Annotated in this window: 31 protein-coding genes; 19 read left to right on the forward strand and 12 right to left on the reverse strand. The window is 45.4% G+C overall.

The genetic code is table 11. The features are described 5' to 3' along the window. Positions 1-45 precede the first annotated feature (45 nt). The 3 genes from ACSW3C_RS16485 to ACSW3C_RS16495 form a co-directional block, all read right to left on the reverse strand. On the reverse strand, positions 46-1,737 hold the full coding sequence (locus ACSW3C_RS16485; RefSeq protein ID WP_486563910.1) for a methyl-accepting chemotaxis protein: 1,692 nt from the start codon (positions 1,735-1,737) through the stop codon (positions 46-48). A 133-nt stretch (positions 1,738-1,870) separates the two neighbouring features. Next, positions 1,871-2,650, reverse strand: coding sequence for an ABC transporter substrate-binding protein (locus ACSW3C_RS16490; protein WP_486563911.1), 780 nt, complete (start codon positions 2,648-2,650; stop codon positions 1,871-1,873). A gap of 17 nt (positions 2,651-2,667) precedes the next feature. Beyond that, positions 2,668-3,696 carry a hypothetical protein gene (locus tag ACSW3C_RS16495; protein WP_486563913.1) on the reverse strand — a complete coding sequence of 343 codons (1,029 nt, stop codon included), beginning with the start codon at positions 3,694-3,696 and terminating at the stop codon, positions 2,668-2,670. Between the two features lie 141 nt (positions 3,697-3,837). On the opposite strand from ACSW3C_RS16495, the gene ACSW3C_RS16500 reads away from it, so the two are divergent. The 7 genes from ACSW3C_RS16500 (at position 3,838) to ACSW3C_RS16530 (ending at position 10,349) form a co-directional block, all read left to right on the forward strand. Next, on the forward strand, positions 3,838-4,131 hold the full coding sequence (locus ACSW3C_RS16500; protein ID WP_486563914.1) for a hypothetical protein: 294 nt from the start codon (positions 3,838-3,840) through the stop codon (positions 4,129-4,131). Continuing rightward, positions 4,128-4,775, forward strand: a complete 648-nt coding sequence (locus tag ACSW3C_RS16505) for a hypothetical protein (protein WP_486563915.1) — start codon at positions 4,128-4,130, stop codon at positions 4,773-4,775. The genes ACSW3C_RS16500 and ACSW3C_RS16505 overlap by 4 nt, the downstream gene beginning before the upstream one ends. Before the next feature lie 85 nt (positions 4,776-4,860). After that, a complete protein-coding gene (locus ACSW3C_RS16510) occupies positions 4,861-6,003 on the forward strand; it encodes a DUF445 domain-containing protein (protein ID WP_486563916.1) in 1,143 nt (380 codons plus the stop codon). Between the two features lie 17 nt (positions 6,004-6,020). Then, positions 6,021-6,371 carry a YlbF/YmcA family competence regulator gene (locus ACSW3C_RS16515; RefSeq protein ID WP_248513241.1) on the forward strand — a complete coding sequence of 117 codons (351 nt, stop codon included), beginning with the start codon at positions 6,021-6,023 and terminating at the stop codon, positions 6,369-6,371. 161 nt (positions 6,372-6,532) lie between these two features. After that, complete coding sequence (locus tag ACSW3C_RS16520) at positions 6,533-7,999, forward strand: coproporphyrinogen III oxidase (RefSeq protein WP_486564043.1); 1,467 nt, start codon at positions 6,533-6,535, stop codon at positions 7,997-7,999. Positions 8,000-8,653: 654 nt separating this feature from the next. Next, a complete protein-coding gene (locus tag ACSW3C_RS16525) occupies positions 8,654-9,436 on the forward strand; it encodes an enoyl-CoA hydratase (RefSeq protein ID WP_486563917.1) in 783 nt (260 codons plus the stop codon). Between the two features lie 100 nt (positions 9,437-9,536). Next, complete coding sequence (locus ACSW3C_RS16530; RefSeq protein ID WP_486563918.1) at positions 9,537-10,349, forward strand: STAS domain-containing protein; 813 nt, start codon at positions 9,537-9,539, stop codon at positions 10,347-10,349. A gap of 51 nt (positions 10,350-10,400) precedes the next feature. On the opposite strand, the gene mgsA is transcribed toward ACSW3C_RS16530, so the two are convergent. After that, complete coding sequence (gene mgsA / locus ACSW3C_RS16535; RefSeq protein ID WP_238081208.1) at positions 10,401-10,820, reverse strand: methylglyoxal synthase; 420 nt, start codon at positions 10,818-10,820, stop codon at positions 10,401-10,403. Positions 10,821-10,853: 33 nt separating this feature from the next. Continuing rightward, positions 10,854-11,039, reverse strand: coding sequence for a YhzD family protein (locus tag ACSW3C_RS16540; protein WP_486563919.1), 186 nt, complete (start codon positions 11,037-11,039; stop codon positions 10,854-10,856). Positions 11,040-11,224: 185 nt separating this feature from the next. Here ACSW3C_RS16540 and ACSW3C_RS16545 point away from each other — a divergent pair, with 185 nt between their 5' ends. The 5 genes from ACSW3C_RS16545 (at position 11,225) to ACSW3C_RS16565 (ending at position 14,267) form a co-directional block, all read left to right on the forward strand. Continuing rightward, positions 11,225-11,422, forward strand: coding sequence for a helix-turn-helix transcriptional regulator (locus ACSW3C_RS16545; RefSeq protein ID WP_269135977.1), 198 nt, complete (start codon positions 11,225-11,227; stop codon positions 11,420-11,422). Between the two features lie 3 nt (positions 11,423-11,425). Next, positions 11,426-11,737 (forward strand): DUF2178 domain-containing protein, encoded by a 312-nt coding sequence (locus ACSW3C_RS16550; protein WP_486563920.1) that lies wholly within the window; start codon positions 11,426-11,428, stop codon positions 11,735-11,737. A 13-nt stretch (positions 11,738-11,750) separates the two neighbouring features. Beyond that, entirely contained in the window at positions 11,751-12,053 is a 303-nt protein-coding gene (locus ACSW3C_RS16555; protein WP_486563921.1) for a DUF2178 domain-containing protein, read from the forward strand. 62 nt (positions 12,054-12,115) lie between these two features. Beyond that, a complete protein-coding gene (locus ACSW3C_RS16560; RefSeq protein ID WP_486563922.1) occupies positions 12,116-13,015 on the forward strand; it encodes an ABC transporter ATP-binding protein in 900 nt (299 codons plus the stop codon). Further along, entirely contained in the window at positions 13,008-14,267 is a 1,260-nt protein-coding gene (locus ACSW3C_RS16565; protein ID WP_486563923.1) for an ABC transporter permease, read from the forward strand. Before ACSW3C_RS16560 ends, ACSW3C_RS16565 begins: the two co-directional genes overlap by 8 nt. A 193-nt stretch (positions 14,268-14,460) precedes the next feature. Here ACSW3C_RS16565 and ACSW3C_RS16570 read toward each other — a convergent pair whose 3' ends face one another. Beyond that, complete coding sequence (locus tag ACSW3C_RS16570) at positions 14,461-14,601, reverse strand: hypothetical protein (protein WP_486563924.1); 141 nt, start codon at positions 14,599-14,601, stop codon at positions 14,461-14,463. A gap of 977 nt (positions 14,602-15,578) precedes the next feature. Between ACSW3C_RS16570 and ACSW3C_RS16575 the strand changes: the two genes are divergently transcribed. The 3 genes from ACSW3C_RS16575 to yhaM are packed head-to-tail and all read left to right on the forward strand — an operon-like array spanning position 15,579 to position 20,638. Continuing rightward, entirely contained in the window at positions 15,579-16,796 is a 1,218-nt protein-coding gene (locus ACSW3C_RS16575) for a metallophosphoesterase family protein (protein WP_486563925.1), read from the forward strand. A gap of 9 nt (positions 16,797-16,805) precedes the next feature. Continuing rightward, on the forward strand, positions 16,806-19,703 hold the full coding sequence (locus ACSW3C_RS16580) for an ATP-binding protein (RefSeq protein ID WP_486563926.1): 2,898 nt from the start codon (positions 16,806-16,808) through the stop codon (positions 19,701-19,703). Beyond that, positions 19,700-20,638, forward strand: coding sequence for a 3'-5' exoribonuclease YhaM (yhaM, locus tag ACSW3C_RS16585; RefSeq protein ID WP_486563927.1), 939 nt, complete (start codon positions 19,700-19,702; stop codon positions 20,636-20,638). Before ACSW3C_RS16580 ends, yhaM begins: the two co-directional genes overlap by 4 nt. Positions 20,639-20,693: 55 nt before the next feature. Here yhaM and ACSW3C_RS16590 read toward each other — a convergent pair whose 3' ends face one another. Then, positions 20,694-21,572: a peptidylprolyl isomerase gene (locus ACSW3C_RS16590; protein ID WP_486563928.1), complete on the reverse strand. Its 879-nt coding sequence runs from the start codon at positions 21,570-21,572 to the stop codon at positions 20,694-20,696. A 141-nt stretch (positions 21,573-21,713) separates the two neighbouring features. On the opposite strand from ACSW3C_RS16590, the gene ACSW3C_RS16595 reads away from it, so the two are divergent. Then, the gene (locus ACSW3C_RS16595) at positions 21,714-21,806 is read left to right on the forward strand and encodes a YjcZ family sporulation protein (RefSeq protein ID WP_486563929.1); all 93 of its coding nucleotides are present in this window, start codon (positions 21,714-21,716) and stop codon (positions 21,804-21,806) included. A 68-nt stretch (positions 21,807-21,874) separates the two neighbouring features. Here ACSW3C_RS16595 and ACSW3C_RS16600 read toward each other — a convergent pair whose 3' ends face one another. From ACSW3C_RS16600 to ACSW3C_RS16620, 5 genes are all read right to left on the reverse strand, one after another. Beyond that, the gene (locus ACSW3C_RS16600) at positions 21,875-22,066 is read right to left on the reverse strand and encodes a hypothetical protein (RefSeq protein WP_375709196.1); all 192 of its coding nucleotides are present in this window, start codon (positions 22,064-22,066) and stop codon (positions 21,875-21,877) included. Positions 22,067-22,199: 133 nt separating this feature from the next. Continuing rightward, the gene (locus tag ACSW3C_RS16605; RefSeq protein ID WP_336246393.1) at positions 22,200-22,775 is read right to left on the reverse strand and encodes an HTH-type transcriptional regulator Hpr; all 576 of its coding nucleotides are present in this window, start codon (positions 22,773-22,775) and stop codon (positions 22,200-22,202) included. A 139-nt stretch (positions 22,776-22,914) separates the two neighbouring features. Continuing rightward, positions 22,915-23,274 carry a YtxH domain-containing protein gene (locus ACSW3C_RS16610; protein WP_486563930.1) on the reverse strand — a complete coding sequence of 120 codons (360 nt, stop codon included), beginning with the start codon at positions 23,272-23,274 and terminating at the stop codon, positions 22,915-22,917. 145 nt (positions 23,275-23,419) lie between these two features. Beyond that, entirely contained in the window at positions 23,420-23,944 is a 525-nt protein-coding gene (locus tag ACSW3C_RS16615; RefSeq protein ID WP_486563931.1) for a tryptophan transporter, read from the reverse strand. 106 nt (positions 23,945-24,050) lie between these two features. Then, positions 24,051-24,476 carry an HIT family protein gene (locus ACSW3C_RS16620; RefSeq protein ID WP_238081179.1) on the reverse strand — a complete coding sequence of 142 codons (426 nt, stop codon included), beginning with the start codon at positions 24,474-24,476 and terminating at the stop codon, positions 24,051-24,053. A 187-nt stretch (positions 24,477-24,663) separates the two neighbouring features. Here ACSW3C_RS16620 and ACSW3C_RS16625 point away from each other — a divergent pair, with 187 nt between their 5' ends. From ACSW3C_RS16625 to ACSW3C_RS16635, 3 genes are all read left to right on the forward strand, one after another. Further along, a complete protein-coding gene (locus tag ACSW3C_RS16625) occupies positions 24,664-25,413 on the forward strand; it encodes an ABC transporter ATP-binding protein (RefSeq protein ID WP_486563932.1) in 750 nt (249 codons plus the stop codon). After that, complete coding sequence (locus tag ACSW3C_RS16630) at positions 25,397-26,599, forward strand: ABC transporter permease (RefSeq protein ID WP_486563933.1); 1,203 nt, start codon at positions 25,397-25,399, stop codon at positions 26,597-26,599. Before ACSW3C_RS16625 ends, ACSW3C_RS16630 begins: the two co-directional genes overlap by 17 nt. A gap of 122 nt (positions 26,600-26,721) precedes the next feature. Further along, positions 26,722-26,958 (forward strand): IDEAL domain-containing protein, encoded by a 237-nt coding sequence (locus tag ACSW3C_RS16635; RefSeq protein WP_238081173.1) that lies wholly within the window; start codon positions 26,722-26,724, stop codon positions 26,956-26,958. Positions 26,959-26,963: the final 5 nt, after the last annotated feature.

A 26,963-nucleotide genomic window follows, 5' to 3' on the forward strand; every position in this document is an offset into this window, starting at 1 on the left:
AGGGCTGTCTGAAGTCAGTAGACATTCATGACAGCCCTTTTGACGTTATAATTTAAATTGTCTTACTAGACCATTTAGGTTTTCTGCAAGCTTGGCAAGCTGCTCGGAGCTCGCTGCGACTTCTTCCATGGAGCTGGACGTCTGTTGAACCGAAGCGGATGTTTGTTCAACACCTGCCGCCGCTTCTTGAGAGACGGAAGCGATATCGTCCGCTGCCTGGTTCATTTGCTGGCTGTTTTCGGCAATCTCATTCAAGTTGCCAGCAATGGTAGCAATGCCGGTTTCCATTTGATTGACTGCTTCATTGATGCGCTCAAATGTTTGAACCGTATCCTTCAATTGGTCCGAACCGGATTCCACTTCACTATAACCATCCTTTAACGTGTTCGTCACCTGGCTCGTGTCTTGCTGAATCCGCAGGACAATCGATGAAATATCCGAGACGGATAAAGCGACCTGTTCGGCCAGTTTCCGCACTTCATCAGCCACAACAGAAAACCCTCGTCCGGATTCGCCTGCTCGTGCCGCCTCGATGGCTGCATTCAGCGCAAGCAGATTAGTTTGCTCGGCAATATCTTTAATAGTAGAAACAAGCAATGAAATTTGAGCTGAGTTGTCTTGCAATTTCTCCACTTTGTCAACTGAATCACGCACGATTTGGTTAATGCGCTCCATTTGGTTCATAGACGAGTCCATGAGTCGATTCCCTTCGGAAGCCATGTCGCTGACTTGGCGGGAATACCCTTGAATCCTCGCACCGCTCTCATCCGTTTCTTGCACTTTTTGATGGAACGAAGCGGTTAAAGAGGCAAGATCTCCGGCATGCGAGGCTTGTCGTTCCGTACCTACCGCCAATTCCTGCATTGTCATGGCGACTTGCGCCGATCCGGCCTTCACTTCATTAGCCGATTGGGTCAGTTCCTCGCTATGGGAAGCGACCGTGTTTGCTACCTCGTTGATCTGTTGAAGGATCGAATGCATCTTGGCATTCATTTCATTCGTCGCTCCGATCAGCTGCCCGATTTCATCACGTGATTTTGTAACTAACGGTTCCTGGCTAATATCGCCATCCGCAATGGCACGCATACGACCCGTAACGGACTGAATCGGTTTGGAAATGAGACGCGCTGTTACGAATGCTGCAATGATGGCTAGGATTGTTATCGTAATGGACGTAATAACGCCAATGATGGAATTTGTCTTACTATGCTTAAGCATTTTATCGCCTAAGGCTTTAATTTCCGCTTCCCGCTCTTTTGCCATCTGTTCATAGCCGTCTTTGATGACCTTCAAGTCATTGCTTGAAATCATCAAATTTCGAAGGGCATTGTCTTTATTGCCCCGATCGTATTCATTGAAAACTTCCTCTTTCATATACTCCCGCCATGCGACGGTTTGCTGGATGAGCTTTTCAAATTCTTCGCTGTCATCCAAAGAGCGGACAATATCTTCATTCGTTTTTCCCAGCTCGGTATATTGATCAAACAGATCTAAATAAACGGTTTGGCCAGTTAGTAAATACCCTTGAACAAAAGAAATTCTTGAGGATAATGAGTTGGACAACAGCTGATTGGCAATCAACAATTCGGTCTGCCGGTTAATAATCTCTTCCATTTGCTTGTTTTCACTTTTCGTAACGTAGAAATTGAACGTGCTATAGGAAGAAATTAATAAAATAACAATGCCGAAACCTGCCAATATTTTCATAGCAACGCTCTTAAATGCAAAACGATTCACAATGTATACACCTCTTATGGAGTTTAATGAGCCATTAGTAGCACATTTAGTATAGATACCATAGAGGATGATAGCATGCCTATCAAACTATGTAAAGTATAACCAATTAGTAGATTGGGCATATAAAGGTTGATTACAAACCTAGATTTTTAATGAAATAGTCTGGTGCCTCAAGCATTCGAGGCCCATACCAAAGCATCTCGCCATCGATCAGGACCACTTCAGCTCCTGGCGCCATTTTCCTGAATTCATCCAGATGTTTCTCTTTAAACGGATACGGCTCAGAAGCTAAAAAGATCGTATCCAACTGCGCTTCCTGAAAATCATCCGGTGTGACTGCGGGATAACGGCCTTCCTTTTGAAGGAAGGGATTTTCAAATCCGAGTCGTTGCAATACATCGTGTATATACGTATCTTTGCCGACGACCATGTAGGGCTTTTTCCAGATTACATAAGCGGCCCGCGCACCTGCTCGAGCCGACAATTTTTCAAATCGCAATTGTATGTCCGCCACCAGCTTTTCTGCTTGAAGCCGGCGATCCGTCAAGTCTCCCATTGTCTCAACCATTTGCAGTGCTTCTTTGACCGTCTGCACTTCTGCCACATAGACAGGCACATGCTGCTCCAGCAGCTCTGCCATTTCCTTCGTGTTTTCCTCTTTTTCCAAAATAACTAGATCGGGTGCTGCTTCCAGGATCGCCTCAAGCTTCAAGTCCTTTGTACCGGCCACAGCGGGCACCGATTGGACACGATCTTCAGGATATTTGCAAAAACGGGTTCTGCCGACAATCTCCTGTTCCAATCCGAGAGCGAATAAAGTATCTGTAATCCCTGGACACAAGGAAATGATCCGCTTGGGTGGATAAGTAAAAGTCACAGGACGTCCAGTCCGGTCAATCACTTCTTTTTTCATCAAAAACACCTACTCTATTAGTTTTCTGCAAAATGGAGTTTGGCCGCCTTCGCCACTTCCTCCGGAGCTTTCAAGGAAAGCGGTTCTCCGTGTAAATAATTAAAGACATTCATATCGCTCGTCTTCAATATGCCAATTGTCATCCTTGGAATGAGGCGGATATGAACCCGCTCGGCTTGGGAACCGGAGAGGGGAATGAACAGGCCTAAATTAAAACTGTTAATGCCGGCTTGTTGGAAATAAGCGAAGAATGCTTTTAGACTTTCCGCCAAGCTTTCATAATGTGCATCCGTTAAATCCTCTAAGGCAGCTGCATCGATTATGCCGATAAAGTCGGCATGGCTGAGCGGGGCAAAGGCGTGAACCCATTCAATGGATCCTTTAGTGCCGATCCAACGCTCTCCAAGTGTTTTCTCCTCCGCTGCCAATGATTCAAAAAAGCCGACGCCTTCCCGCTCGGTAAAATTCCTGCTGGAGAGGGCGATTTTTGCCTGATAGTTTGTTGGATGTTCAGAAGCGAGCACATGGATGTGCGGGTGAATAATACTGCCTCCAGAGGGAGGGAGATAGTTCCAGTTGATGGATGCGTATGCCGTTTTCGGATCAAACTCCGCGACTTTCTCTACATATTGGTGAGCAGTCATGAATGCATCCTTTAGAAGCGGCACTGTAAATTCATCCAGCTTCACATAATGCTGATCGCTCATCCGGACGACGGCATTATGCTTACTATAAGGGAAAAGATTAGGGAATGCGACAGCCTCACCATGAATCAGACGCCCTCCGTCGAATAATTCATCAGGAAATCTAGGTGTTGAATCAAAGACATTTTCAGGACAAAACGGACACTTCTTGCCTTCTGTTGATACAGCTTCTTCAGAAAAATCAGCAGGAGTGAAAGGCGCTCCCGGATCAAAAATGATACGCGCTGTCTCTCCTGTCAGCGGATCGAATCGAACTTCTGTCTTGCGATCAATTAGTTTGCCACCCTGCATCGGGTCATGGAAAGTAAAAAACTCTTCTTCTTTTCGAAATTGAATTGTCATCGTGCTCCTCCTTTGAGTATGTACAGCCGCGGGACAGCTGCAGCATGGATATGTTAGAATTGTTGTATAATAGTTTACCAATAATTCTTGAAATAGTCACTGTGATTGGATGGTTGATATAGCTAGGATTGGGGGGAGAATATGCTGCGCTATAAGAAGTTATTCGGCTTTTGTGTCTTATTTGTTGCGCTTTCAGCTTTGATTATTCCGCAGCCCGGATATCGCTTTGGCTGGCCGCTTCGCTGGGTTGAATACTATGGAAAAGAACCGATTGCCGTATCGGCTGACTTGTTTAAACCGGGTAACTTACAACATCTGTTTTTTGATTTATGGAATTTAGTCTTTGGCTCATTGCTTCTATACTTTACTCTCATACTTTTGCATAAACTGCTTTCAAAAGTGATGGGGAAAACAGACGGGAGAATCCAGGGATGATTGAATCAGCGACATTTTATACAAATAAATTAAAAGCATTGAAACGGTTTTACGTAGATTTACTGGAGCTGGACGTAGTCGAACAGTCAGAAGGGCAGATGACATTTCGAGTAGGTGAATCAGAAGTAACCTTCAAAGAAATGGAACAGCCCGCATTTTATCATTTCGCATTCAATATTCCGGGAAATCAATTCTCCATGATGAAATACTTTATCAAAGACCGGCTTTCTTTAAATTGGGAAGACGGACGGGATGAGGTGTATTTCCCGAGTTTCGATGCAGATTCGATGTACTTTGAAGATCCTGCGGGCAATATCGTCGAGTTGATTGGCAGGAGAAAAAGAGATTTGTTTGGCGATTTGACAAAAGAGTCCTTCCTAAATATTAGCGAGGTCGGTATCGTCACGCCAGATGTCGCGGGAGTCGGAGAACAGCTTCTGGATGCAGGCATCCCACTGCGGAAAGGAACGGATATCCATCCGGATGAGTTAAACTTCCTAGGAAGAGGAGACACGTACATTGTGCTTGTCCCTCCCGGCAGGCGATGGTATTTTTCGAAGAAGGCATCCGAGGTATTTCCACTTGAAATGTCCTGGAATGGAAAGAGGATTGGGATAGACAACGATGGAAATTGGCTGAAATGATTTATAGTCAAGCAGACCTTATTCTTTTTGCCTATGCGATGGTTCTGTTATAATGTAGCGGAACTATGTAGGAAAAGGTGAAGCGATGAATTTCATATGGACCCTTCTGTTCATGGCAGTCATCGGGGCTTTGATCGGCGGCTTTACGAACCATTTGGCCATCAAGATGCTCTTTAGGCCGCATGAACCGAAATATATCGGCAGCTGGCGGGTGCCTTTCACCCCTGGCTTAATTCCGAAACGGCGTGATGAGCTGGCGAAGCAACTAGGGAAGACTGTGACGAATTATTTATTGACCCCTGAGACATTCCGGAAGAAACTGCTTACTCCGCAAATGGAAACGAAAGCGGAACAAATTGTACAGCGCAAATTGGATGAGCATATTCTCCAATCTGACAAGACATTGAACGATTGGCTGGCAGTCGCTGGCGCTTCTGAATTTGCAGGGAAAGCGGAAGAAAAGGTCATGGCAGTCATGGACGGGCAATTGGCATCTGTACGCCGAAAATTAATGACCGGGACAGTCGAGGAAGTGGTGCCGGCGCAATGGCTTCAACAGGCAAGCGGACATTTGCCTACCATTACGAATCACATTTTGCAAAGTGCTGAGAATTATATTGATTCCTATGAAGGAAAAGTGATGTTTCAGAAGCTGATTAATGATTTTCTGGAGTCCAAAGGAACATTCGGTGGCATGTTGAATATGCTATTCGGAGATTCGAACTCCCTTGTGGAAAAAGTTCAGCGGGAAGCTTTGAAATTCGTCACCGCTCCGGGGACATATAACTTGGTACATTCCTTGCTTGAGAAAGAGTGGAATAAACTCACAAAACGTCCAATGGAAGAGCTGATCGGCAACTTCGATTGGGATGGACTGTTCATTTCCATCAAAGCATATGCTAAGAGGGAGCTTGCGATCGAAGCAAGATTGGATAAGACACTGGCCGAGTATTGGCCGTCAGGATCCGATTGGACTTCGGCCCATATTACGCCGAAGCTTGTGGGGTTTGCATTCGACCAGGCAGAAAAGCAGTTGGAGGCATCTCTTAGCAGGCTGAAGCTAGATGAAATTGTCAGGGAGCAAGTAGATTCATTTCCGGTTGCCGTGTTGGAAGACTTAGTATTAGGCATTTCCAGACGGGAATTTAAAATGATCACCGTTCTCGGCGCTTTGCTCGGAGGTCTCATTGGAATCGTGCAAGGCTTGATCGTATTTTTTACAACATAATCTGAGGGGGACCTACTATGACAGTAAATATTTATGACGACGTAAACCGATTGGAAGCAACACTTCGCAAGACCGATGAATTTGCGGAAGTCGAACAAGCGATTAACGAAGTAAAAACAGATTCGACGGCATTGGAGCTTTTCAAGAGCTTTCGTCAAATCCAAGTGACATTGCAGGAGAAGCAAATGAAAGGGGAAGAAATTGCCCCAGAAGAATTTGAGTATGCACAGAAAACAGCTCAATTGGCGCAACAAAATGAGAAGATCATGAACTTGCTCCAAGCGGAAATGAAGCTGAGCGGCTTGATTGAAGAAGTCAACCGGGTACTCATGAAGCCGGTGCAAGAATTGTACCAAACGATATCATAACGAAGTGGACGGCCTGTCATCAGGTCGTTTTTTTATTTCGAGAAGCGGTTTTTCGGGATTTTTGATACAATGTGGAAAGGTATTTGAGTAATCAAAGAAAGTTGGTACTTCAATTGCAAAAAATCATTACACAGCAATCGTTTCCGCAAGATTGGATACGCATGTTCACCCATTTGGCGAATCTGTTTTTTGAAGAAGCGAAAATTGAAATAGAAAACACGGACGATGCAATTCAAGTTGAATTTACTGTCGAGCAGGCTGCAGGCACATGGCGAGGGGAATCCACCTTGAAGTGGAACGGGCATGTATACCATTCTGCTTTCTCGGAAAAGGAAGAAGAAGGGGACGAGAAGCAGCGCAACCGGCAATTAAAACGGATTTACTCCCATCTCTTCCTCGATTCACTGGAGCAGGCTACAGGCATGGAGCAGGCTTGGGGGATATTGACCGGCATCCGCCCGACGAAGTTGTATCATAAGTATCGAAACGAAGGACTATCAGTAAAAGATACAAAGGAATTGCTAATGAAGCAGCATCGGATCTCGCAGGAGAAAGTGGATTTGCTGGCGAAAATAGCAGACGTGCAATTAGGAGCAATACCTGATCTGCATGACTTGAAAAACGAAGTGAGTCTGTATATCGGAATTCCATTCTGTCCAACGAAATGCGCCTACTGCACGTTTCCTGCTTATGCCATCCACCGGAAAAATGGACGGGTCGAGTCATTTTTGGATGGCTTGCACGAGGAAATGCGGGAAATTGGCAAATGGCTGAAAGAACGAGACATCAAAATTACGACCATTTATTTTGGCGGAGGCACGCCGACAAGCATTGAAGCAGACGAGATGGACGCTCTCTATCAAACGATGTATGATTCATTTTCGCATATGAAAGAAGTGCGTGAAGTGACCGTAGAGGCGGGGCGCCCGGACACGATTACTCCAGAAAAGATTGAAGTGCTGAAAAAATGGGGTATCGACCGGATCAGCGTCAATCCGCAATCCTACACCAATGAGACATTGAAGGCGATCGGACGACACCATACAGTACAGGAAACGATCGACAAGTTTTGGCTGTCTCGAAACATGGGCATGCGAAACATCAATATGGATCTCATCATTGGCTTGCCAAATGAAGGACTGGACGAGTTCCAACATTCATTAAATGAAACCGAAAAAATGCAGCCGGAATCATTGACGATTCATACGCTATCATTCAAACGCGCCTCGGAAATGACCCGGAATAAGGACAAATACCGGGTAGCCGACCGCGTGACTGTCGAGCAGATGATGAAACGGGGCGAGCAATGGACTGCCTCAAACGGCTATGTTCCATACTATCTGTATCGGCAGAAAAATATCCTCGGCAATTTGGAAAACGTCGGCTACGCAAAACCAGGAGAAGAGAGCATATACAATATCCTCATCATGGAAGAGGTTCAAACGATCATCGGGATCGGCTGCGGGGCGTCCAGCAAATTCATGGATCCCGTCACCGAAAAGATTACACAATTCCAAAATCCGAAAGATCCGGCTGCTTACATTTTGACGTTCGAAGAGTATATTGATAAAAAGATCGAACACTTGGAGCGAATCTTCCCCAACCGCCCGGTTGTTTCGGAAGCATAAATATGAATGAAAACCGCCTTTGAAATCAGTATGTAGCTGATTTGCTAGGCGGTTCTTTTTTTTGTTTAGTTACCACTTTCCGGTGGATGAGCAAACAGCTTCGCGGGGATCGAAAGATGTAAGAACAAATGATGGTGCGCTAAATGCCTTTGACCAACTATGGGTTTTTACTGAAAGACGCATCCATATCACGAGGAGCCTGTTAAGAAACTAGTTTTATGCGCGGGTGAAGCTGCGTTATGCGCGGGTGTCCCGACTTAATGCGCGCCTGGGGCAGGGGTATGCGCGGGTGGAAGTAGTTTATGCGCGGGTAAGGCAGTGTAATGCGCGGTTACGGTGGTTTTATGCGCGACTAGCGCGGCTTGCTGAATACCAGCTGCGCGAACAACAAAAATGATGTAGAACAAATGATGTCCCGCTAAATGCCTTTGACCAACTAAGGGTTTTTATTGAAAGACGCATACATATCAAGAGGAGCCTGTTAAGAAACTAGTGTTATGCGTGTCTGACCGAAGCAACCCCCGCGGACAACAAAAAGGATTTAAATCAAATGCAACCAAAGTGTAAAATACTTTATCCCCACCGATTAAAGGATTTTAGCGAAATACGCCGAATAGTACATTATGAACGGCTATTCATTTTAAAAGGGGTGTCATGATGTATCAGACAATTAGATTGGTGAAAGAGGGAAGACTTGCACGTTTGTATTTAAATCGTCCAGCAGCGATGAATGCGATGGATGATGTGATGATGAAGGAGCTGGCGGATGCGTTTGAGGCATTGCGCGATGATGCGTCTGTGCCGGTGCTGATCCTTCAAGGAGAGGGACGGGCGTTTTCGGCAGGCGGGGATATTAAGAAAATGATCGATCCGGAATCGCCGATGGATATCGGGAAAGTGATGGTGGATGTGACCCGGCTCGCGAAAGGGTTGTACAGTTTGCCACAAGTGACGATCGCGGCTATACATGGTGCGGCTGCCGGACTTGGCTTCAGCATGGCGCTAGGCTGCGATATTATTGTTGCCGAGGAAGATAGCAAACTTGCGATGAATTTCATTGGCATCGGTTTAGTGCCTGATGGGGCAGGCCACTTCTTCTTGAAGGAACGGATTGGAGTCGCGCAAGCGAAGCAACTCATTTGGAAAGGCGACGTGATGACCAGTTCAGAGGCAGAGGCGAAGGGGCTGGTGGATCAAATCGTTCCAAGTGGACAGCTGGATCAAGCGGTTTCGGGACTCGCTGCACACTTGCTGGCATCCCCGATACAGGCGATGCTGGCTACGAAAAAGATTTTACACGCTCCAAAGATGAGCGAACTGGATGACATGCTGCAAATGGAGAGCGAAGCCCAAGTAGCGATGCGCAGCACTGTCGATCACATGGAAGGAATACAAGCATTTATTGAAAAAAGGAAGCCTTCTTTTACAGGGAAATGAATGTATTAAATTTCCAGTGAAACTATCTTTAAGTAAAGGTTTATTCTCTCTCTGAAACGGCTATATATGTAGATGCATAGATGTAAAAGGGGGAGCAAGAATGGACCGTATCTTCAACAATGAATCAGCTGAGAAGTACTTTGAAGAGAATAAGAAGTTGTTCGAACAAGAACTTTTGAATGAAGCTGTAACCGTCAGAGACAAAATAGATGACATTCTTGAAATCGGTAATATTGACTTGATTAACAATGCACATCATCTCGTTTCCTGTATTATGGAAGGCAGGGAAGAGGAGCTTCTCGCATTTGCCAAGCAGGAAGGAATTGCTTGGGCAACCCACTCGCTTACCTTATCCTTCAAGCTCGAATGGGTACAAGCAATCCGGAGAACGATTTGGTCCTTTATTAATAAATATACAGAAGCGGAACCAAGCAAGTTTGACTTCTTCAGTTTGGAAAAGCAGATTAATAATCGCGTAGATACATTTTTGAATGCATTTTTTATCAACTATTCGACATACAAAGATTCTTTGCTAAAAGCGCAAAGAGAATTAGTAGAAAATCTCTCGGTGCCGATCATTCCTATCACTCAGCATATATCCATTCTTCCTTTGATCGGAACGATCGATTATTTCCGTGCCAAAGTGATGGAAGAAAAAGTATTAATGGAGATCAGCCGTTTGCGCATTCAAACATTGTTCATGGATTTATCGGGTATAGCCAATATGGAAGCCGAGGTAATTGACCAATTGATGAAAATCATTGATGGCGCAACAATGATGGGATGCCGAACCGTGATTACGGGACTGCGGCCAGATGTTGTGCGCAACATTATTAGGCTCGGCGTCCGATTTGATGAACAGACAGAAACGATTGGCTCCTTGCAGCAGGCACTTCGTACGCATTTGTTGTAATAAATATAATAACCCGCCTCCACATTTGGAAGCGGGTTTTATTATGATTTTTTACATGAGCCCTTTGGAACGATATTTTTCTGCGGTATCCCGCCAGGAGAAGTAGCCTTTCTCAATCGCACGTATGAGCAGTTCAGCCGTCGCAATATTTGTTGCGAGAGGAACTCCGTATACATCGCATAAACGCAAAAGGGCACTGACATCCGGTTCATGAGGCTGTGCTGTTAGCGGGTCGCGGAAGAAAATGATTAAGTCCAGTTCCCCCGTCGCAATCATCGAGCCGATTTGTTGGTCGCCGCCTAATGGCCCGGACATTAGCCGATTGACATGCAAGTCGGTTTCCTCCATAATTCGTTTGCCCGTTGTTCCTGTACCATATAACGTATATTGTGAAAAGATATGCTCATAGGCAATCGTGAAATTCACCATTTCATCTTTTTTCTGATCGTGTGCAATAAGCGCGATGTTCATACAGCTACCTCCGGAAGTATTTTCTTCAGTATATCATGTATGGAAGAGCAATAGCTTCCCTGCAGGCGAAGCAAGGCGATGCGTCTTTTCCGCCAAGGCTTTCTCTTCCAGCAGGGCACGTCCTTTTTCCTTCGCTTCTTCGTCTGTCGCCGCGGTAAATGTCTCTTCCGTCAGCAATTCCCCATTTTTCTCATACGCCGTCAATTTATACGTTCTCATATGTCCATCCCTCCGTTCGCTTTTCTCTATTATACAATGCCAGGCCAATAAATGAACAGCCATTCAGTCGTTAAGGTAAAATAATATGTAAAGGTTGCTTGACAATGAATTCGAGGTAAAGTAAACTTTACGTAAAGTTAGCTTTACGTAAAAGAAACTTTACAAACGAGGGGAGGAGCATCCAACTGAATAACTTGATAAAGGAAAAGAGGACAGAGATGGGTTGGACGCAGGACGATCTTGCGGAAAAGCTGGATGTATCCAGACAAACAATCATTTCCTTGGAAAAAGGACGATACAACCCATCCCTCATATTAGCCTTCAAAATCGCAAAGCTCTTTGCTTGCAGGATTGAAGATATTTTCTTACCGGAGGAGGAATGACAGTTGTACGAAGGATTTGATATATGGGCATTTTTGTCCGGGTTGCCGTTAGGTTTGGCGATTGCCGGTATTATCTTCTATTTCAGCAGGCGGAAAGGAAAAAAGGAACGCAGGTTTGACGAGCGTTATACAAATATTCACCGGCAAGCCAGGTCGATCTCCTGGAGTGCGACGACCGTTGCGATTTTAGTTGCATGGGCCATTGTCATGATTGTGGAAGGCCCCAAGTTAGCCTTCTTCATCTTAGCCGCGATCTGGGTCATCCATATGATTTCCTACGGTATTGGCGCAGCCATAGCGAATAAACAGAATTAAAGGGGGGATTCTTATGAATCCAACATTGGAAACACTCGCAGGGTTTATTACAGGAGCGGGGGCTGTCCTGTTAGTTGCTTTGATTTACTTCCGGAAAGGCAGGAAAGAGCGGAAGTTCGATGAGCGCTACGAAGCGGTGCATACGAAAGCCCGCACAATCTCTTGGGCGATCACGGTCATTGTCCTTGCACTCATGTGGCTCGGTGCACTCATTTTTGAAGGTGTCGCTCTCGCATTCGTGCTTGTTGCCTCGGCATACGGCATTATGCTCATTTCATATGTAGTGGCGGTTATGATTCTAAATAAAAGATTATAAGTGAAACGAATATGCGGCCTATTGCGTAAGTAGGATAGCAGAGAAAGAGAGAGGGGAAAAAGATGACACTATTATTGGAGAATGTGACGAAACGGTTTGGTGATTTCACGGCAGTCGATCACCTGAACTTATCGGTAGAGGAAGGGACCATGTATGGTTTTCTGGGGGCCAACGGGGCAGGGAAAACGACAACGTTCCGGATGGTGTTGGGATTGCTGACGCCAAATGAAGGGACGATTACGTGGAACGGCAAAAGAATTTCGTATGCGACAAGTCCAGAAATCGGCTATTTGCCGGAGGAGCGCGGACTTTATCCGAAAATGAAAGTCGAGGATCAGCTCGTCTTTCTCGGGGAACTGCGAGGCATGAAAAAGAGTGATGCAAAAAAGGCAATCGATCATTGGCTCGAACGGTTCGAAGTGCCGCAATATAAGAACAAACGGGTGGAAGAGCTGTCAAAAGGGAATCAACAAAAGATCCAAGTGATTGCCGCTTTGATGCATAATCCGAAGCTGCTCATCTTAGATGAACCGTTTTCGGGCTTGGATCCCGTCAATGTGGAGATGTTAAAAAGCGCTATCCTCGATTTTCGGAATAATGGGGCGACGATCGTTTTCTCAAGTCACCGGATGGATCATGTCGAGGAGTTATGTGAACAGCTAAGCATTATCCATAGAGGTAATCAGATTGTCAGAGGATCGCTGCGCGATGTGAAGCGCTCATTCGGCAGACAAAATGTTCAAATCAAAGCTGATCATGATTTGACGGCATTGGAATCCATTGCGGGTGTCACCGGCTTTACGAAAACGGTAGAAGGGGGCATCTTCCAAATCGAGGACGAACAGGTTGCTCAACAGTTGCTCACTGGCGCAATGCAAGCCGGCCCGATCCGGCATTTTGAGATCGAGGAACCGTCCTTGCAGGAAATCTTTATAGCGAAAGTGGGGAAAGAGCATGCGTGAGTTTTGGATTATTTTTAAACAGGCTTTTGTCACGAAGGCAAAGGCGAAGTCTTTCATTATTACGACAGCCATTATGGTGGCGGCGATATTCATATTTGCCAATATCGGCAACATCGTTGACACTGTCAAAAATGTCACTGGGGATGATGAGGCTGCAAACGAGCTGAAGGTCATTGATAATAGCGGTGTACTTTTCCCGATGTTGAAAGCGCAGATAGATGCAGATGATTCATTGAAGCTTGTCCAATCCGATCTTGCGGAATCCGAACTTGAAAAGCAAGTGAAAGAAGGAAAACTGGATTCGTTTGTTACGTTGAATTTGAACGAAACGAATACAATCCAAGCGAAGTATATGACGAAAAGCGTCATAGATTTCGATATCCCGGGACAACTGCAAGAATCGCTTCAAACCATCCAAACGCAAATGAATGCTCAACAATTATCGTTGACAGGAGAGCAGGTGCAGTCGCTTTTCACCCCGATCCAGTTTGAGCAGAAGAACGTATCTCCTTCTGCGAAGTCGGAGGAAGAATTGATGCAGGCAAGCGTTCTTGTATACGTGTTAATGTTTGTCATTTATTTTTCGGTCATCATGTATTCCAGTATGATTGCGATGGAAGTCGCTACAGAAAAATCGTCCCGAGTTATGGAAATCCTTATTTCCAGTGTATCGCCCGTAAAGCATATGTTTGCAAAAGTATTCGGCATTGGAATGCTTGGCATCGTTCAAATTATCATCTACGGGTTAGCCGGTTTCATTGCTTTCAATACCTCTAAAACAAAAGAAACAGGCGGCTTTCTGGATATGCTGAATCTATCAAATTTCAATGTCGCCACCTTGGTGTATGCAGTTATTTTCTTCTTGCTTGGCTATTTCTTATATGCCACACTGGCGGCATTGCTCGGCTCGCTCGTCAGCCGGACAGAGGATGTCCAGCAAATGATTATGCCGATGTCGTTGCTAATCGTTGCGGCATTCCTAATCGCAATGGCCGGTCTCAATAATCCGGAACTTGGCTTTTTGAAATACGCTTCGTATTTCCCGTTCTTCACACCGCTCGTCATGTTCTTGCGTGTTGGTATGCTGAACTTGCCGCTATGGGAACCGCTTTTATCCATCGGCATTATGCTAGTCACCTTGTTCCTGCTTGGCTGGTTTGGGGCTCGTGTCTACCGCGGCGGCGTCCTAATGTATGGCCCGTCTCGTTCCTTGAAGGACATTAAAAAAGCAGTTCAGCTAGGGAAGGAATAAAAGAAAGGAAGTCTTCTACTAATGGGTTGGGTTAATATAACGTACATCAATTTTCACCCTAATCAGCATACGGTTCGCACCGATTAACAGTATAAATAGCAAGTAAAAACGCACAGTGTCGTCTGTGCTTTTTTACTTGCTATATTCTATTGTAGCGAATTATTTGACGATTTCGCCCTTATCCGGAATAGAATTAATCCCCGTTGAGTTGCGTTCCAGCCGGACGCTTTCCTGGGGGCGTGCGGTGAGCCAATCGAACAACGAAGAGTTCGATTTGCCGTATTTCTGTGTTCTTTGCAGAAATTAAGGCATCCTCTACCTGTTGTTTCGCCATTCAAGCTTGCTCCAAACACTTTGCTTATTATCGCAAAAGCCGTTCCGTGTTACGGTTTTTCCTGCGGGGTCTCACCTGTCACGCTTATCCCCAAGGAGTCGCCAGCTTCCACTCCAATCAACTAAGTACCTCCCTCTTAATTCTGAACCATACGGGCAATCCATTATTCCATATAACCATCCGTTTGTTGTTATTTCTAAAAACCATATCTGAAAACAGTAAATAGCGAACTGATAGCGGTCAGTCCTGCTAACGGGGCAGCAACTTTTATATTATTTTATGAACTCATAAAGAGTTGCGATTACACCCATTCCGCATAAAAGTAACCATATCGGTGTAAATGAAGCAATGCCAATCTTTCTAGGCAGTAATGCATATCCGTTAACAAGAAAGAATAACCACTGGAAAATTAACAATCCAAATATTATATGTGAAAATATCCGAGTTCTTTTTCTCTTTCTTTAAGAGCAGAAATAGAAAGGTGATAATTGTAGCAAGCACAATAACCACAGCTAGCCCCCATAAATATCTGTGTATCCCCATTCTTATCCCCTTAGAAAATACTATACTCAGTAATTAGACTTTATCTTCTGAACAATTGTTCTGCTGAAGGCTCCGATTGTAGAAAAACCTATATTCTTAGTGCTTGCCGTTGCTTGGAGTAGAAGGCGGCGACTCCGGGAGGATCAGCGGGACAGGTGAAACACCCTTCGAGCGTAGCGAGGGGTGTGGTTCACCGCCCGCCATCCGGAACGCGTCCGCCTGGAACGTAAAGCAACAGTTTGACAATCCAGCGTTTCCTATCCAACAATCGGCTCCGTCTGTTTGTGTCTCCAATCAGTATGCTATTTTACGTTTTCTCCCTACGTTCCGAACCCGTTAGTCTTCTACGGAGGGCTTCCTTTTATATTTATGTTTCTATTTGTGTTACATATGGTAAAATAGGAACAAATATTCGTTGCGTAAGGAGGAGTGCAATGTCTACTATCCGTTTTATCCATACAGCCGATCTTCATCTTGGAAGTCCTTTCAAAGGGATGACTGACTTGCCGCCATCCCGGCTGGAAGCACTCCGGAATAGTACAATCCGGGCATTTCAGCGTTTGATAGACTACGCGCTCGCATCGAAACCCGATTTTGTGCTCATTGTAGGTGATTTATATGATGGGGAAGACCGGAATTTGAGAGCACAGCTGAAATTCCAGGAAGGGATGGAGCAGCTTTATGGGGCAGGTATTCCTGTTCTTCTTTCTCATGGGAACCACGATCATTTGGGAGGGACATGGACAAGGGTCGCCTTGCCGCCTAATGTCCATGTCTTTGGCGATACAGTCGAAACGGTGACATTCCAAGTGAACGGAGAAGATGTATTCATCCATGGCTTCAGCTATAAAGAAAGGCATGTTCGGACTCCTATGATCCGCGACTATCCAAAAGCGGCAGGAAATAGCCTGACGATCGGCATGCTTCATGGCAGTGTCGCTGGGGATGCCACTCACGCTGTGTATGCGCCGTTTACGAAGGAAGAGCTTCTCGAAAAGCAATATGATTACTGGGCGCTTGGACATATCCATCTTCGCCAGCAATTGCATGAGGAGCCGGCCATCATTTATCCCGGTAATATTCAAGGCCGGCATCGAAATGAAAGAGGTATGAAAGGATTTTATGAGGTGGAGTTATCGAAGAGCGAAACAAAGCTTCGATTTGTGCCGACTTCAGAAATCCTTTTTGAGCGTGTGGAAGTGAACTGTTCGGGGCTGCGGCATGCAAATGAGTGGATACAGCGATGCGATGAAGCGCTGGAGACAGGTGAAACGAAGCGAGGACGCATTGTGGAATTGGTTTTGACCGAAGTGGATGCTGAGGCGGCTGATCTATTCAGTCAAGCACCTGATAATGAATGGGTGGAAATTTTGCGAGAACATCTGGAGGAGAATGAGCCGTTTGTCTGGATTCGGAGCTTGGAACTGGAACGACGTTCTTCAGGTATTCTCGCGGCACCGAATCTCATGGTTGATTCGATCGTCAGGACGATGGAAGACTGGTCAATGGATGATTGGCGATCCACTTTGCAGGAAGTTTATCAGCATGTCCGTATGAGCAAATACCTGGATGTCCTCGATGAAAAGGATGTCTCGCGCATCAAGGTGGATGCCAAGCAGCTTATAGAAAAGGAAATGATCCGTGGGGAGTGAGGTGAGTAAATGATCATCCGAAAATTGGTCATCTACGGTTTTGGAAAACATGAAAATGTGACAATTGATCTTCAGGACGGCATTAACGTTCTCTATGGCCATAACGAGGCAGGGAAGACGACTATCCAGCAATTCCTCCTGCATATTCTTTTCGGATTTCCCCAAAAGAATCATGTTCTACAACGCTATGAACCGAAGACAGGAGGTAAGTATGGAGGACAAGTCCATATCGAAGATCCTGAATCGGGTTCATGCATCATTGAACGCGTGCGGGGCAAATCGGCTGGCACAGTGACAGTCTATTTCGAAGATGGTTCTACGGGAGGGGAAGAGGCGCTCCAACAGCTTCTCCGCCACTACGACCGCTCCTCGTTTGAATCGATCTTTTCCTTCTCCCTCCTTCAGCTGCAAGGATTCGAGAAAATGGATGAGGAACAGTTGAGCCGGACGCTTCTTGCATCAGGAACGACCGGAGTGGATGCGTTGCTGCAGCTTGAATCAAAGCTTGAAAAAGAAATGGGCGAACTCTTTAAGAAGAATGGAAGAGTTCCCGAAATGAACGTACGATTGGCGGAATTGAGGGAGATGGAGAAGGCCTTAAAAGAAGAAAGGGAGCAGGCAGATGAATATGCTCCTGCTGTCAATCGTATGATGGCCATTGACAGAAATCTTGTTGAACTAAAAGACGAGGAACGGGATTTGGATGAGCAGCGCAAGCTGATAGAAACGCAGCGCCAGATGCTTCCATTAATCGAAAAGGAACGGGGATTACTGGCTCGGTTGGAGCAACAATCCGTTCGAAAGTTTCCGGCGGAAGGCATACGGCGGTACGAGATCATAAACGGCAAATTGCTTGACGTCTTGGCAAGAAGGCAAGTCCTTCAAAATGAGCTAGAAAAATTAACGGATTCAGGCGAAATGCGAGATCAGCATTTCCTACCCCGGCTTGACCGGCTCGTTGCAAGAGAAACCGAATGGCATCAATGGCGATCTGATAAGAGAGCTGCTACGGAAGAACTGCGTTTATTGGACAGCAAACGAGAACGTTATTTCGCCAGCCTCGGCATTCGAGATGATGAGAAAGCGGCCTTATTGCTTGCAGCGGATGTCTCTATCCAACAGGAGAAGACAATGCTTACGTTGCTGGACCAGCTGCACCAGCATACGAAACAAGTGGATTATGTACAAAGACAGCTCGCGCAGACATCCAGTGAAGAGAGGGCAATTATGCAAGACAAGCTGCGCCTGGATGAAATGGCTCCTACAGACGAAGAGCAGAAGAAGTGTGCCGACTGGCCGGGCATTCAGCGGCGTCTTGCAGAAGCGAAAGCATTCATTCAACTGAAGAATACACCTTCTGGGAATCTGCGGATCGTTCCGCTCGCTTTACTGCTGATGGCCGTTCTGCTGGCAGGCTTTGGAATCGTCAGCCAACAATGGATCCTTGCCATTTGCGGCGTGCTGCTTGGGGCTGTTGCCACTTTCCTAGTGGTGAAAATGAAGAGTGAGAATCCATCGGATGCAAAAAGAAAAGAGATGGAACAATTTATTGCGCAGCATGCGAAGGAAGAAGCACAGATGGATGCGCTCATTCAAAGAGTGGATAGCTATCTCCGGAAGAAAGAAACGCTGGAAAGTTCATTACTGGCAGTGAAGCGGAATCGGAAGTCATATGAAGAAGAGCTTCGAATGGCGGATAATAGGACGGACCTGGCAGCAGACGAGCTGTTTACGTTCCTGCAAGCGTATGGCTTTGACGAACTGCCAAGTTTGCAGATCATACCGGAAATTTTCCGCATGATCCGAGAACTCCAGGAAGTGGATCGTGAATTACTTGCTGCCCGGCAGCGGGAACAGAATGCCTCCCGCAAAATAGCCGAATGCATGGATAAGGCTCATAGTCTGTTAGGAAAAGAAGTGCCCGAAGAAATGCTTTTCGACCAGCTTCGCAATGAATGGATGCTGCAGAAGGAGCGGATGGAGAAACAGAAGTCAGACTCCGAAAAACAGCTTGGATTGCAAGAGGAACTCCAGCTGGTGAATCAAACTGCAGCTATGCTGCAGTCCCAGAGAGAAGAACTTCTGACCGAAGCAGATGCTACAACCGAGGAAGATTTCTATCGGGCATTCGACGTCTTTCAGGATGCCGAACTAGTAAGAAGGCAATTAGATGATCTGCGAAGTCAGCTCCGTATGCATGACCGTTCGAATTGGTCAGCCGATCTGTCCATCAGCGAATTGGAAGAGGCGGCTAGGCAAGTGGAAAACAGGATAGCAGAAGTTTCCAAACAGCAGTCAGATTTGTTAGAAGAGAAGATGCGTCTGGAGCATCTGACCAAACGGCTGGCGGATAATGAAACCTATGAACGCATGCTGCAACAGTTTGAAAACAAGCGGGCTGAATTTGCACAGCTTGCTAGACAATGGTCCTCGAAAAAAGCGGTGGCGGCCGCCATTCGCCAAACGATGGCTGAACTGAAAGAGAAAAAGCTGCCAGGTGTCTTGCGTCAAGCCAGCCATTATTTTTCCGATTTGACTGGGGGCCGCTATGTCGGTTTAACGGTAGGAGAAGAAGGCTTTTTCCGCGTAATCCGCCAAGAGGACAATATGCTGTTTCCGATAATGGAGCTCAGCCAGGCGACGAAGGAACAAGCTTATATCTCCTTGCGCTTGGCTCTGGCAGAATCCTTGCAGGGGACAGCGCCTTTTCCAATTATTATGGATGATCCATTCGTCCATTTTGACGGCACACGGCTTTCTCGTATGATAAAATTGTTGAAGAGATTGCAAGCGGAGCATCAGTTCATCTATTTCACTTGCCACGAAACGATGACGAAGCATCTGCATGAGGCAAACATCATTACTGTTTCCGAAATCGGAAGCAATCAGGGGGCGGTTCTTCAATGAAAAAAATAGCAGAGCATCAAGTCGGTGAACCGGTTGATCTTTTTCTGTTAATCAAACAATCCGTTAAAGGGATTACACAGCAGGGCAGTCCGTTCATGACATTAATCCTTCAAGATAAAAGCGGTGATATTGAAGCGAAGCTCTGGGACACGGGCGAAGAGCAGGAAAAAATGTATGCTGCTGCAACGATTGTCAAAGTCGGAGGGGAAATTCATGAATACCGCGGCAAAAACCAGCTACGTATTAAAAGCATCCGTCCGGCAAAGGAAGAGGAGGGCATCTCCCTTTCTGACCTTGTACCTTCCGCTGCAAAGAGCAAGGAAGTTTTATTTGAGGAGTTGCTTCAATTTTTCTTTGAGATGAAAAATCCTCATATCCAGCGGATTACCCGGCATATTTTGAAGAAACACCAGACGGAAATTATGGTGTACCCGGCGGCTACTAAAAATCATCATGATTACGTCTCCGGGCTTCTCGATCATGTCGTGTCGATGCTGAATCTCGGAAAGGCGATTGCCGAGTTGTATCCGACCTTAAACAAGGATTTACTATATGCAGGCATTATCTTGCATGACATCGGGAAAGTGGTGGAATTATCGGGCCCGATCGCGACTCAATACACGGTGGAAGGGAACTTGCTTGGCCATATTTCCATCATGGTGAATGAAATTTCAAAAGCCGCGGATGAATTAGGAATTGTGGGCGAAGAAGTGACCTTGCTGCAACATATGGTCCTGTCCCATCACGGGAAGGAAGAATGGGGAAGCCCAAAACGTCCAATGCTGAAGGAAGCGGAAATGCTTCATTATATCGATAACATTGATGCGAAAATGAATATGTTGAACCGTGCGATGGCTAAAACAGCACCGGGAGAATTTACGGAACGTATTTTCCCGCTCGATAATCGTTCTTTCTATAAGCCTTCGTTTGAATAAAAATTACAAAGGGCTGTCCTGTACGAGAATTCGTACGGAACAGCCCTTTTATCATTTATTTCTTTTCAGCTTTTTCTTCTTTAGCAGGAAGGTACGTATCCATCGCGTGTTTGAATTCTTCATCCTTAATATCGATATCTGCATCCTTCACTAGCTCTTTCAAACGAGCTTCAAATGCAACGCTTTTCAAGTTGTTTTCAACTTCAGCTTTGATTTCATCATCTGTTTTATCTGTCTCGGCTTTACGAGTATCAAGCAATTCAATGACATGGTAGCCGAAATCGGATTTAACCGGTTCGCTGATTTCACCTTTTTTCAGCTTGTATACTGCATCTTCAAATGGTTGTACCATTTTACCTTGTCCAAACCAGCCAAGGTCTCCGCCAGTTTTTTGCGCGACTGGCTCAGTGGAGTATTCTTTCGCCAACTTCTCGAAATCTCCGCCGTCTTTCAATTTTTGAATGACTTCTTTCGCAGTTTTCTCATCGTCCACTAAAATGTGGCGGGCATGAACTTCGGTTTTCGCACGTTCGACGCCAGCTTTAATGTCTTCGTCAGAAACCTTCAAAGAATCGACAAGTTTCTTCTGCAACAATTGGGACTTAACATTCTTCTCGAAGAACTTTTCAGTAATGCCGTTTTGTTGCAAATATAATTCGAAGTTATCACCATACATATCTTTTTGCTGCTTAATTGCTTCTTTTAATTCTTTGTCATCAACCTTATATTCATGTTCAATCGCTTTTTGAAGAAGCATGTTTTCGACGACTTGAACGCCAATCGCATCTTTCATTTCTTCATAGAAGTCAGCTTGTGTAATGTTACCATATTTCGTGGATGCGATCATTTCGTCATCGGATGCTTTTTTATCGCTGCAAGCCGATAGGGCAAGTACGGATGTAGCTAAGGAAACGGCAATTAATGTTTTTTTCATACGTTTTCTCTCCTAACTTTTGTCTACAACAGTTGATACTATACCATAAAAACGTATCGAAAACAAAAAGGTTCCATCGGATAAACAGCCTATGAGCGGAAAATTGCTTCGCATACCATATAGGAGAGAGGAGGTGCTCCAATGGGTGGATATAGCGGGCAAGGTTCCGGTTTCGCGTTGCTGGTTGTGTTGTTCATCTTGCTGATCATCGTAGGTGCAGCATTCTGGTACTAAGCAGCAGCTAATTACTAAAGGTCCATTTTCCTTAACGGGAAAATGGACCTTTTCAAATTGTTAACTCATCAGACCTTTAACAGGACTTCCAAGTAAAACGATAAAATTAATATGGTAATAAGTATATTTACTGTGCGATAAATCTTAGGTTGTTTTTCCTCAGGAATTTCCCTCGACTGACAAAGCGCAAATGTCATTTTGTTTATTTGATATAAGTAAAATAATGAAAACAGAACCGTTACTGTAAGGATCAAATCCATACCTCCTCTTCGTTCCTACTTAATGATAGCAGAAGCAAAACGAAAATGAAATTATTTTTCCTCCCTACCTCGTTTACAGGAAACAGAAGAAGAGGGAGCTAGCCTGGTTTCGTCAAGGCCCGGCAGCCCGCTATTAGAATCTCGCCTTCTCGGATGTATGGACGGCGACCAGGTCACCTTCAGCTTCATCAAATGAATCATCAATGTTCTTGAAGCCTTGTTCGAAGATTTCCATAAAATCCTCGCCATAAATATTGCGGATGACAGACATCACTTCCAAAAATTCAGGAAATTTACCATAAATATTTTTGATTGGGAGAGAGCCTTCCAGGATGCCATGCTCGGAATCATAATAGTTTTTATTCATATCATGCAGCAGGGCTTCCCCTTCTTCGGTAACTGTGATGTATGTATTGCGTCGGTCATCTTCCTTTTTGGAAAACTGGACGTATCCTCGCTCTTCCAGTTTTTTTGAGAAGTTGAAAGCGGTCGATACATGCATAACCCCGAATTTTGCGACATCAGAAATCGTCGCACCTTGCAGATGGTAAGCGATCCACAGAATATGGTGCTCATTAATATTGAGATCATAAGGACGTATCCATTGCTGCCAGTCTTTTTCAACGGCTTTCCAAAGAGCCTTCGACATTTGGGCAACCCGTTGGCTATAAATCATTGCCTCTTTACGAGAAAACTTTTCTTCCAATATAAAATACCTCCAACTTCGTATATTTTACTAGTTCTTTCATTATAGCAGGAAAGTAACAAAGAAAAAAGTTGGAATTGCAACAATATTAATTTTCTGATGAAAAAAGGTTATCCCTCATTGTCAGGATAACCCATAATACTTATCGTTGTTCTGCGATCGATTTCTCCAGTTCTTCGAGCGAGTTTTGGATCGCGAGAATTTCTTTTTCCAATCGCACTTGATTGGAAGCAGTGGACATTTGCCATTTCTCAATCGATTCCTTTACTCCATCCACGGTCTCTGGAATATATTCCTTCGCTTCGTTTGCCAAATGCTTGACTGAACGTTTCATATCAGCCAATTTCACTTTGACGTCCTGTAGTTTGTATTTCAAATCGCTGGATGCGCTCTTCACGGAGCCACGCAATTCTTTGCCCGATTGGGGAGTTGAATAAAGGACCGTAACAGCTGCGGCTGCCGAGCCCGCGACAAGCCCTAGAATAAATGTGGAAGCTTTCATTTGATTCCGCTCCTTCCGTATATAATAGTATTCCTTCTATAGTTTTATTAAAACATGAGGGGCGACCCGCCGGCAAGGAAGAACGTGCTGCCGCCGGAGGCTGGACAAATAAAAAAACCTTCCGCCGGAAGCGGAAGGTGATCAATCAATTGGATAATGCTGTTTTAAATGATGTTCGTTTCAATAGATTCACAATGATCGGATAGATAATGAAGAAGACAACCCCGTTCATCGCCACTGCAGGCAAGACAACTGTGACAAACAGCAAGCCGAACGGTACGTTGGCACCAATCACATAAATCGCTGCTGAAAGGAAAATCGTACCGGACAAAATAGTGCCGATGCAAGCAATCGCTGTCGAAACGACCAGCTTTTGTGAAAGTTTTTTCAGCAGTAAAACGATGGCGAAGATGACAAACGCCGTGATGAACTTGTCAATAATATTCGGCAGGAATCCGCCAGGGAAGCTGGTGAAAATTCCGGATAGAACCCCGGTTGTCGCGCCAAGCAAAAAGACACTTCGCACATCAGGGAATAAGAAGATCCCGATAAACATCATCGTTAGCATGAAATCAGGCTTCATGCCCTCCCCGTAACCTGGAATGACAAGATACAACGCAGCACCGACTGCCACCAAAATGGCCATGAGCATCAAATTTTTCGTATTCATTTCTCAACTCTCCTCAACTGTTCTCTTTTAGTCCTCCTGCCGTATCCTCGTGATCGGCAGCGAAAACGTACATGCATTATATAATTTTTCAGACAAACATTCAAGGTCAATGCTGCAATTGTTTTCGAATGCTGTCCGCAATCTGATGAATCCGTTCTTGTGGAAACTCTTCTACTTTCGGTTCCCACGTTGATTGGTATCCATCGTTCTGGTCATAACGTGGAATGAAGTGCAGATGGAAATGGAACACGGCTTGTCCTGCTGGGGCTCCGTTGTTTTGAAGAAGGTTCAAACCTGCAGGCTTAAATTCTTCTTTTATCGCATTCGCTATTTTCGGAGCCACGGCAAAAAGATGCGACGCTTCCTCTTCGGTCATGTCATAAATGTTTTCCCGGTGAGTTTTAGGGATGAGCAGCAAATGCCCTTCGCTGACAGGCATGATATCCATGAAAGCGACGACATGGTCATCCTCATAAATAATTTCTCCAGGAATGGAGCCTTCAATGATTTTGCAAAATAAACAACTGGTCATTGATATACATCCTTTCGTCGTATGGTTTCCCCTATTATCAGGGGAAGGGGGGATCCCCTGACGCGCTCTTTCGCAAGGCGCAGCATTAATTTCAATAGTGTAGCATATTTTTTCATAAGAAGGGTGAGATGGACGAAGCATTCCAGTCAGATTTTTGTTAAAATGAGGTGAAGAATGGAGGATGGTCATGGCAATTCTCGAAGTAGAACATGTAACAGGCGGTTATACCCGCAATCCAGTGCTGCATGACTTGTCGTTTGAAATTAAGAGCGGCGAGCTGGTGGGACTGATCGGTTTAAACGGTGCGGGAAAAAGTACGACAATTAAACATATTATTGGGCTGATGAACCCACATAGCGGCGATATCCGGGTTAACGGTATGACCTTCAAGGAAAGCCCGGAGCAATACCGGAAATCCTTTACGTATATACCAGAGACGCCGATTCTGTACGAGGAACTAACGCTGAAGGAACATTTGGAGCTGACGGCAATGGCCTACGGCGTCGACCGGGAGGTTTTTGAGGCAAGATCCGAGCGATTGCTGAAAGAGTTTATGATGGAGAAGAGATTGAAATGGTTTCCGGCCCATTTTTCCAAGGGGATGCGTCAAAAGGTAATGATTATGTGTGCATTTCTTGTGGAGCCTTCTTTGTATATTATCGATGAACCTTTTGTCGGTCTTGATCCAATCGGTATCCAATCGTTGTTGGACCAGATTACGGAGCGGAAGAACAACGGGGCTTCCGTCTTGATGTCCACCCACGTTCTATCGACGGCTGAAAAGTATTGCGATCGCATCATCTTGCTGCATGAAGGACGAGTTCGTGCGCACGGGACGATGGACGATCTACGGAAGGCATTCAATCGGCCAGGCGCCTCATTGGATGAGCTATATATTGCAATGACAAAGGAACGGAACAATGAAGGACGTGCGTAATATTTGGAGCGACCGGTTCATTCATTACATGAACGAGGTCCAACGGTATATGAAATTTGTCTTTACTGGACATTTGGCGATCGTTCTCGTCTTTACGATCGGTGCTGGCGGTTATGCCTATAGCAACTGGCTGAAAGAAGTACCTGAGAACTTTCCGGCGGCACTCCTGGCATCCTTGTTAATTGCCCTGCCGCTCGCGATGTCAGCTCCAGTTACCTTGTTGAAGCCGGCGGATGTCGTCTTTTTCCTTCCGCTGGAAAGCCAGCTGGATCACTATATGAAACGATCTCTGCGATGGACCTTTTTCTCACAGCTGCCAATTCCGCTTCTTTTGTTCATCGTCGCAATGCCGCTCTTGTCAGCGACGCATACAGGAGGGACAGCCAGCTATGTGGCCGCAGCCGTCTTTATTGTGCTTCTGAAATGGCTGTTTGCGGAGACAGAGTACTCTTTTCATCACGCCAAAAGCGGCCATGCCATCTGGATCGACCGATTGATACGGTATGTCCTGGCTTTTGCCATCCTTTATTCCGGATTGGCGGGCATGCCCTATGTATTGATTGGAGCCGGGCTGATTGTGGCGCTGTATGACGTGTATTGGAGAAAGGAACGTAAAGAAAAACCGTTCCCCTATGAGCATTTCATTAAGATGGAGCAAAATCGGATGATGCGGTTCTACCGGTTTGCTAACTATTTTACAGACGTTCCCCATTTGAAAGGCTCGGTCAGCAGAAGGGGATGGCTTGGTCCCATCTTGTCGAACCCGGTATTTGGGAAGACAAAGCCACAAGCATTTTTGGTCAAGCGGACACTGGTCCGGACAGACGATATCTTCTGGTTATGGGTGAGGCTCACCGTTTTGTCTGTGCTAGGTGTCCTCTTCATCCCTTTTCTGATCGGCGCTTATATATTCACGGGAGCATTGGCTTTTGCAACAGCTCTCCAGCTATATAACGCGTTGAAAATGGGCGATGACTTCCGGATGGATATGCTGTTTCCGGAAAGTGACAAAGAGCGGCCGCAAGCATTGCGGACTACAGTGAGAAATGCACAATGGCTGCAGGCGCTCGTTGTAGTGGTGGGAGCATTCTTCATGTTCGGCTTGTCCGTTCAGCCTATCTTGATTGGGCTTGTGGTCATGCTTATTTCGGAAGCTACCATCCGATCTGCTTCCAAAGAAGCTTAAAACCGGGACATCTCTTCCCTTAAATAGTTAAATCGGTTCAAAAAATAGAATATTCCCAAAACCCTTGCAACTATTCTGATTTGTTATGTATAATAACGAAAAGGGCATCAGGGGTGAGGGAGATGGAAAATAACTATTCGTATACAGAGTTCCTAAAAGCCGTGGGAAAAAACAGTTCGACGATGCATGCCGAAAAGCTACTGAACGAAATTTATATGGATCTGTTCCTCAACCATATCCACCGGGAGCAGACGAAGAAAAGGTTGCTGGAAATGATCGATGCATCACTTGATAACCGTGATGTCTCGGCATTTGAAAGGTATACGGATGAATTGTTAAAGTTAGAAATGGTCAATTGATGAAT

It is taken from the genome of Sporosarcina sp. AD_1 (genome assembly GCF_057373025.1).